This is a genomic window from Microbacterium sp. B24 (genome assembly GCF_000333415.1).
Taxonomy (GTDB): Bacteria; Actinomycetota; Actinomycetes; order Actinomycetales; family Microbacteriaceae; genus Microbacterium.
Genome location: NZ_BADB01000088.1, coordinates 1 through 6780 on the forward strand (window position 1 = coordinate 1; position 6780 = coordinate 6780).

The 6780-nt window shown below is 69.2% G+C and carries 8 protein-coding genes; 3 read left to right on the top strand and 5 right to left on the bottom strand.

Going from position 1 to position 6780, the window contains the following annotated elements; translation table 11 throughout:
• Positions 1–28: 28 nt before the first annotated feature.
• The 4 genes from I5I_RS02015 to I5I_RS02030 all read right to left on the bottom strand — a co-directional run bounded on the left by I5I_RS02015 (position 29) and on the right by I5I_RS02030 (position 4264).
• Complete coding sequence (locus I5I_RS02015) at positions 29–1837, bottom strand: alpha/beta fold hydrolase (protein ID WP_036315852.1); 1809 nt, start codon at positions 1835–1837, stop codon at positions 29–31.
• Positions 1834–2433: a TetR/AcrR family transcriptional regulator gene (locus I5I_RS02020; protein ID WP_036315854.1), complete on the bottom strand. Its 600-nt coding sequence runs from the start codon at positions 2431–2433 to the stop codon at positions 1834–1836. Before I5I_RS02020 ends, I5I_RS02015 begins: the two co-directional genes overlap by 4 nt.
• Before the next feature lie 115 nt (positions 2434–2548).
• Positions 2549–3322, bottom strand: a complete 774-nt coding sequence (locus I5I_RS02025) for a dienelactone hydrolase family protein (protein WP_036315857.1) — start codon at positions 3320–3322, stop codon at positions 2549–2551.
• 237 nt (positions 3323–3559) lie between these two features.
• On the bottom strand, positions 3560–4264 hold the full coding sequence (locus I5I_RS02030) for a TetR/AcrR family transcriptional regulator (RefSeq protein WP_051039427.1): 705 nt from the start codon (positions 4262–4264) through the stop codon (positions 3560–3562).
• Positions 4265–4319: 55 nt separating this feature from the next.
• Between I5I_RS02030 and I5I_RS02035 the strand changes: the two genes are divergently transcribed.
• The gene (locus tag I5I_RS02035; RefSeq protein WP_036315860.1) at positions 4320–5099 is read left to right on the top strand and encodes an SDR family NAD(P)-dependent oxidoreductase; all 780 of its coding nucleotides are present in this window, start codon (positions 4320–4322) and stop codon (positions 5097–5099) included.
• Positions 5100–5158: 59 nt separating this feature from the next.
• Positions 5159–5557: an ester cyclase gene (locus tag I5I_RS02040; RefSeq protein ID WP_051039428.1), complete on the top strand. Its 399-nt coding sequence runs from the start codon at positions 5159–5161 to the stop codon at positions 5555–5557.
• A 27-nt stretch (positions 5558–5584) separates the two neighbouring features.
• Here the strand turns inward: I5I_RS02040 and I5I_RS02045 are convergent, their stop codons facing one another.
• Complete coding sequence (locus tag I5I_RS02045) at positions 5585–6139, bottom strand: helix-turn-helix domain-containing protein (RefSeq protein ID WP_036315864.1); 555 nt, start codon at positions 6137–6139, stop codon at positions 5585–5587.
• 102 nt (positions 6140–6241) lie between these two features.
• Between I5I_RS02045 and I5I_RS02050 the strand changes: the two genes are divergently transcribed.
• Positions 6242–6780: MFS transporter (locus I5I_RS02050; RefSeq protein WP_036315871.1), on the top strand; the 539-nt coding region annotated here is incomplete at its 3' end.

The following is a 6780-nucleotide window of genomic DNA, read 5'->3' on the forward strand; positions in this document are numbered from 1 at the left end:
GGCCGTCGCGTGACGTCTCGACGCCACCTCAGCGCGGTGCCGCCAGCCGGATGGGCGTCGCAAGCAGGCCGGCGATATCCGTCTGATGGGTCAGCTGGGGGTGATGACCGGCCCCGGCAATCGTCACCAGCTCGACGTTCGGAAGAGATCGGAATTGAGCGACAGCATCCGCGGTGAGCGGGTCGTCGGTGCCCGTGATGATGCGCACCGGGCCACGAAACCGCGCGGCGGCATCCCGCACCTCGGCGCGCCACTGTGGCGATGTCGTACGCGCGACGTGCTGGGCCACCGCCTTCGCGGTCCGATGCCGGAGGTCGCTGACGCTCGAAGCAAGAGCGGAGGCGCTCGACTCTGCGCCGGTGAGCCGGCGTGACAGCCGCACGGGACTGGCACGGCGCAAGAAGGCCGTCACGAGGGGACGCAGTCGCACCGCCTCACCCGCGCGCGGCTGGAGGAAGAACGGCGCCACCAGCGTCAGCGATCGCACCCGCTCCGGAAAGCGGTCCGCCGCGACGACGGCTGCCGCCGCCCCGAGGGAATGTCCGATGAGATCGATCGGCGCCTCCCCGATAACCGCGGGCAGCCACCGGTCCCAGTCGTCGATGCCCGTTCCGCCGCTCAGCCCGAGCCCGGGCAGGTCGACGACGCGTGAGCCACTGCCGACCGCCACCGGGGCCCACGTGTCGGCGTTCACCGGCAGGCCGGGAAAGATTAAGCGGTCGGCGTCCGACGGACCGATCTCCAGCGTCCGCACGCCGCCCCTCTCCACGATGCTCCGGCGATCCGCTGGCACTGCGCCGAAGCGATGCGCCACCAGATGGTCAACCCACCGCTCGAGCGACACCCGGACATCGGGCATCTCGAGGTGGTGGCGGTGTGCGAACTCGACGGCCGACCCGGTCGGATAGCGATCGGATGACATGAAGCTCAGCGTCTCGGGATCCGCCTTCGTGATCCACGACGGCAACCGCGAGATGACGCCGACGGGCACGCGCAGGCGCGGAACCTTCGCGCCGATGTGACGGCCGACGTGGGCCAGCAGATCGGCGAGCGGCGGCGTGGCGTCGTCGAGGATCCAGTAGGCACGACCCTCGGCATCCGGATCGACCGCAGCGGCCGCCATGAAGGCCGCCAGATAGTCGACGGTGACGACGGGCAGAAAGGTGGTCTCGTTCCCCGGCAGCGCCGTCGCTGTGCCGTTCCAGAGCTGTTCGATGGTGGCCGCGAGGCCGATGTGCTGGTCGGACTCCCCCGTCACGCTGTCACCGATGACGCTCGAGGGGTTGACGATCGTCCAGGCAATGCCGTGCTCGTTCGCGCGGGCCTGGAACACGGCGTCGGATTCCACTTTCGACGCTTCGTAGGCGCCGAGCTTTCGGTACATCGCGGCGCGGTGCTCGTCGGGCCACGGGATCGTCGCGGGATCTTGACCGCCGACGCGGTACCCGGAGATGTGGACGACTCGCTGCAGCCGGGGCAGGGCGGCCGCCAACTCGATGACCCGCGTGACGATCCCGACGTTCGCGCTGCGGGCCTCGTTCGGCGACATCCCGAAGCGGTACACCCCCGCGCAGTTGTGAATCTCGGTCACGGTCAACACGGCCGAGGGGCCACCCCGGACGATCTCCGGCGCCTCGACGTCGACGATGATCGTCTGGATGCCGCGCGTCAGGCCGCGACCCCGCAGCCACCGTTCGACGCGCTCTGCGGACTCGGCACTGCGGACCGCTGCCGTCACCTCGGCACCCGCGCGGGCGAGGGCGAGGACCAGGTGGCGGCCGACAAGGCCGGATGCCCCGAAGACGAGCGCATGGCGGGACACGTCGGACGCCGTCATTGTGCCCCTCCGACCTTCTGGCACCGGACGTCGATGAGCTCGGCGAGGACGTCGGCGGCCGAGGTCAACGGCTGAGGGCTGCGCGTCGCGCGCGAGAGGATGACCGCCCCCTCGATGGTCGATACGACGACGGTCGCGAGCGACCGCGCAGGTGCCGCATCCAGACCCTCGGCTTCGAGCAGCGCGGCGGTTGGGGCGATCCATGATTCGAAGGCGGCGGCGCACGCGTTCCGCAGTCGCTGGCTCTCGGCTCCCATCTCCAAAGTGACCACCGACACCGGGCACCCGAGCCGGTAGTCACTGTCACTCACGATCACCGTCAGCGCCTCCACGGCGGCTCGCACCGCCGCCGCCGCGCCGCCGGCGGATGCCGCAGCCTCGGCGATCAGCTGGGCGAACTGAGCAGCGGCGAGATCGACCGCGGCCACCCCGAGCCCCTCCTTGCCGTCGGGAAAGTGGAAGTAGACCGAGCCCTTCGGGGCGCCGGCATGGTCGATCACCGCGTTCAACCCTGTGCCGCTGTAGCCGCTGGTCTGGATCAGTTCGAGCATCGACGCAGAGAGCCGCGATCTCGTCAGGTCGCCCTTGGAAGTCATACGCTCACAATAGACCGGTCTACATATTTTTGCGAAATGTGACACTCCGACGGGTACGGGTACACCCGCAACGTCGATGGGGCCGACCGCGTCGGAGCAAGGTCAACAGGTGACCTCAGGCGAAGACCTCGCTCAGGAACGTCTTCATCGCCGTCCAGCTGCGACGCTCGGCGGTGGCGTCGAACAGGGCGCCCTGCTCGGGCGCATTCGCGTCGGGGAGCGTGAAGGCGTGCATCGCGTTGGCGTACGTGACGATCTGCCAGTCGATGTGGGGAGCCGTCCGCAGGTCGTTCTCGAACGCGAGCAGCGCCTCGTCGGGGGCGACCGGGTCGGCCGCCCCGTGCAGGACGAGCACCTTCGCCTCGATCCGTGCCGCTTCGCCCTCGGGACCGGTGAGCAGGCCGCCGTGGAAGCTCACGACGGCGTCGACGGCGGCGCCGGTGCGGGCCAGTTCCATCACAGAGGTGCCCCCGAAGCAGTAGCCGATGGCAGCGGTGCGCGCCGGGTCGACAGACGGCTCGGCGAGCAGTCGATCGAACGCGACCGTGAGGCGCCGGCGCCACAGCGCGCGATCCCGGTAGAAGCCACCGGCGACCGCCGCGGCATCCTGAGGGGCGGGTCGAACGTCCGCCCCGTAGACGTCCGCAGCGAATGCCGAGTAGCCGAGCCGGGCCAGCATGTCGCAGCGCATGCGGACATAGTCGGTCACGCCGAGCCAATCGTGCACGACGAGAACGCCCGGGTAGGGGCCGTCCGCGGCGGGACGGGCGTGGTACCCGCGAAAAACGAGACCGTCCGCGGCGTAGTCGACGTCGCCGGAGATGATTCCGCCCGCGGGAAGCGCCTCACGGTCGAGGATCTCGGTGAGGTTCTGAGCGTAGGTGGTCATGCGGTACTCCTCTTTTCGGCCGCGCGCAGGCGATCGTAACCCTTCTTGTTAGGGACGCACCTTCGCACGCGTGCACGGTGAGGCAGCGCAGGTTCGGACGAGGGACTCCTGCCACGAGAGCCTGCTTGGCCCACTCGGCAGCCGCGGTTGGACGGGATGAAGTCAGATGGGACGCCCTCCGCCGCACTGCTGACGACTCGACTTCGTCTCACCCAGCTCGCCGTCATCGAAGCACCGTCAAGCCCGCAGCGAGCTCGTCTGTTGACGCTCAGTGAGCCCAACGGCCTGAAAGAGCATTCGCTCCAGAAGCGCGCCACGCTCGGTCAGAAGTCGACCGGCCGCGTCACGGTCACCAGAGCTCAGGACGTCGACGGTCATCTTGAGGCCGTCGAAGGCGCCTACGAGCACGGTGGCGAGCGCGTCGGGATCGAGGGGCGGGTCGAGGTCGGCGACGAGACCGTCGTCGCGGATAAAGCCCGCGACGACGTCGATCCACCGCTGTGTCATCGCCGCGGCGAGATCACGGGTGGATGGGACGCCTGCGAGGCTCTGGGTGAGGCGTGAGATCACCCAGGCATCGGAGTCCTCGTCATGGAGTGAGAGCATCGCGGGCAGGAGCCGCCGAATGCGGGCTTCGCCCTCCGCGGCCTGGGCGAGGATGCGCTCCACGTCGGCGATCCATCGGCGGTGTCGTTCCTCGAGCACCGCGACTGCGAGAGCTTCTTTGCTGTCGAAGTGGAAGTAGACAGAGCCCTTCGACAGCCCGCTCGCGTCCACGATGTCCACCATGCGGGCACGGTCGTAGCCGAGACGGGCGAAGACGGCCGCCGCCGCATCGATGATCACATCGCGCGACGCAGCCCCCTGAGCAGTCGGGCCCGTGGGACGTCCGACGCGGCGCGCCGGAACGATGTCGTCATCGCGGTGTGGACGAGTGGTCATGCTCGTACTATAGTCGCATTTTATTAGACCGACTGGTTTGTTTATTAGGAGCATCGTGCGCACCATCGCCGCTGGAACCACCGCCCTCATCACCGGAGCGTCCTCTGGGATCGGGCGCTCGTTCGCCCATCGACTCGCCGCCGCCGGGAGCGACCTCGTTCTGGTGGCGCGCCGGGCCGACGTGCTTGAAGACATCGCCGCAGACCTTCGCGCACGGCACGGCGCGAGCGTCACCGTCCTCGCGCATGACCTCGACGCCCCGGACGCCGCCGAAACCCTTCTGGCACGCCTGGAGGCTGAGCAGATCGCCGTCGACGCACTGATCAACAACGCCGGCCTCGGCATCCATGGCGACCTCGGCACCACGCCCCTGCGCTCGGCGACCACGCAGATCGCCGTCAACGTGCGGAGCCTGACAGCGCTCACCGCACTCCTTCTACCGCCGATGCTCTCGCGAGGCCGCGGCGCGATCATCAACGTCGCGAGCACCGCCGGATTCCAGCCGGTGCCCCACATGGCCGTCTACTCCGCCTCGAAGGCATACGTCCTCACCTTCACCCGCGCCCTCTGGCGCGAGACCCGCGGCACCGGCGTCGACGTACTCGCCCTCTGCCCCGGAGCGACCGACACCGCGTTCTTCGCCACCGCGGGCGACGCCGCATCCGTCGGCAGCCGCCGGACTCCCGAACAGGTCGTCGACACCGCCCTGCGCGCGCTGCACCGCGGCAGACCCTCGGTCGTCGACGGCCGCGGAAACGCGTTCGTCTCCTGGCTCGCGCCGCGCCTGCCCGAACGGTTCGCGCTGAACATCGCGGAACGCTCCGTCCGCCCCTGAACGCCCGGGCACGCGGGTACCCGGCATCCCACCACCCCAACGATCGAAGGAGATCGCCCATGCACATCCACGACTTCGCCGATGCCGCAGCCGCCGCCGTCAACGCGCATGACCCCGCCGCCGTGGTCGCGCTCTGGGCCGAGCCCGCCGCCTACGACTCCCCCCTCACGGGACCCCAGTCCGGGCTCGACGCGCTGCGCGCGCGGGAGGAGGCTCTCTTCGGCGGGTTCAGCGACCTCACCGCGACCATCACCCCGCTCGGACAGGAAGGCGACACGGGCGCGATGCTCGTCCGCTTCGACGGCACCCATGACGGTGCGTACGGCGGCTTCCCTCCCACCGACCGCACGATCGCCCTCGAGATGGTTGCCGTCGTCACCTTCGCCGACGACGGCCGCGTCATCGGCGAACGCGTCTTCATCGACACCGCCGGCGTCGCCGCTCAACTCGGCGGCTGACTTCACGTAGCGCGACGGAGCCGATGCTCAGCTAGGGCCAGCGTGGACGCGTTCGCCTTGGGGGCCGAAGATGCTGAGGATCTCTGCTTCAATCTCCCCATCGCTGCCGAACCAATGTGGCAGGCGCGTGTCGAACTCGGCGACCTCTCCAGCTTGCAGCAGGAGGTCGCGCTCCCCCACGATCAACCGCATCCGCCCGGTCAGAACATAGAGCCACTCCGTGCCCTCATGCGTTTTCAACCGAGGAACCGAGTGTCCGCGCGGGACCACGATCTTCCAAGCCTGCGGCATCCCGGGCTGATGAGCGAGTGGCACGACCGTTCGCCCGTTCACCCGCCGGGGACGCAACCGCACCCGGGGATCGCCGGTCTCCGGAGCACCCACAAGTTCATCCAACGGGACGCGATACACCTGCGCGAGCGGCAGCAGCACCTCAAGGCTGGCGCGACGCTGCCCGTTCTCCAGACGTGAGAGCGTGCTCGACGAGACACCCGTCCGCTCCGAGACGTCCGCGAGCGTCAATCCCCGCGCCTCGCGCAACGCCTGCAACCGCGATCCGACACGGTCCAGCACGGAGCGCACATCCGCTCCTTCGGTCGCCTCCACGAATGCCATCGAACACGCTCGTCCCTGTTTCGGCAAGAAACGTTGCGGTCTCAACACTCGTGAATCGAGGCTGTGTCCATGTCCACACCATCTCGAGCCGTCGCAGGGCTCGCTCTTGCCATACTCACGGCCTCGGTGGGCACGAGCGCCGCGAACGTCGCGCTGCCCGCGCTCGTCACGGCGTTCACCGCGACACCGGGTCAGGTGCAGTGGGTTGTCGTCGCTTACCTACTGGCGGTCACTTCGATCAGCGTGACTGCCGGATCAGCAGGTGACCGGTGGGGCCGGCGCCGGGTGCTACTCGCGGGAATCTCCATCTTCACCGTGGGCGCCGTGGCTGGCGCTCTCGCCCCGTCGCTCGTGACGCTCGTCATCGCGCGCGGTGTCCAGGGAGTCGGAGCGGCCGTGATGACGGCGCTGCCGCTCGCCCTCGCGAGGGACCTCGTTGCCGACGGGCGCACCGGCCGCATCATGGGGCTCCTCGGCACGACGTCCGCGGTCGGCACCGCACTCGGACCGGCTCTCGGCGGCGCGCTCATCGGATGGGGCGGGTGGACAGCGCCCTTCTGGATGATGGCCCTTCTCGGGGCGGCGGCGCTGCCCCTTGCCGGACGTCC

Coding starts and splice junctions, on each gene's coding strand:
- I5I_RS02015 (WP_036315852.1), bottom strand. CDS start 1,837: ATGACGGCGTCCGACGTGTCCCGCCATGCGCTCGTCTTCGGGGCATCC.
- I5I_RS02020 (WP_036315854.1), bottom strand. CDS start 2,433: ATGACTTCCAAGGGCGACCTGACGAGATCGCGGCTCTCTGCGTCGATG.
- I5I_RS02025 (WP_036315857.1), bottom strand. CDS start 3,322: ATGACCACCTACGCTCAGAACCTCACCGAGATCCTCGACCGTGAGGCG.
- I5I_RS02030 (WP_051039427.1), bottom strand. CDS start 4,264: ATGACCACTCGTCCACACCGCGATGACGACATCGTTCCGGCGCGCCGC.
- I5I_RS02040 (WP_051039428.1), top strand. CDS start 5,159: ATGCACATCCACGACTTCGCCGATGCCGCAGCCGCCGCCGTCAACGCG.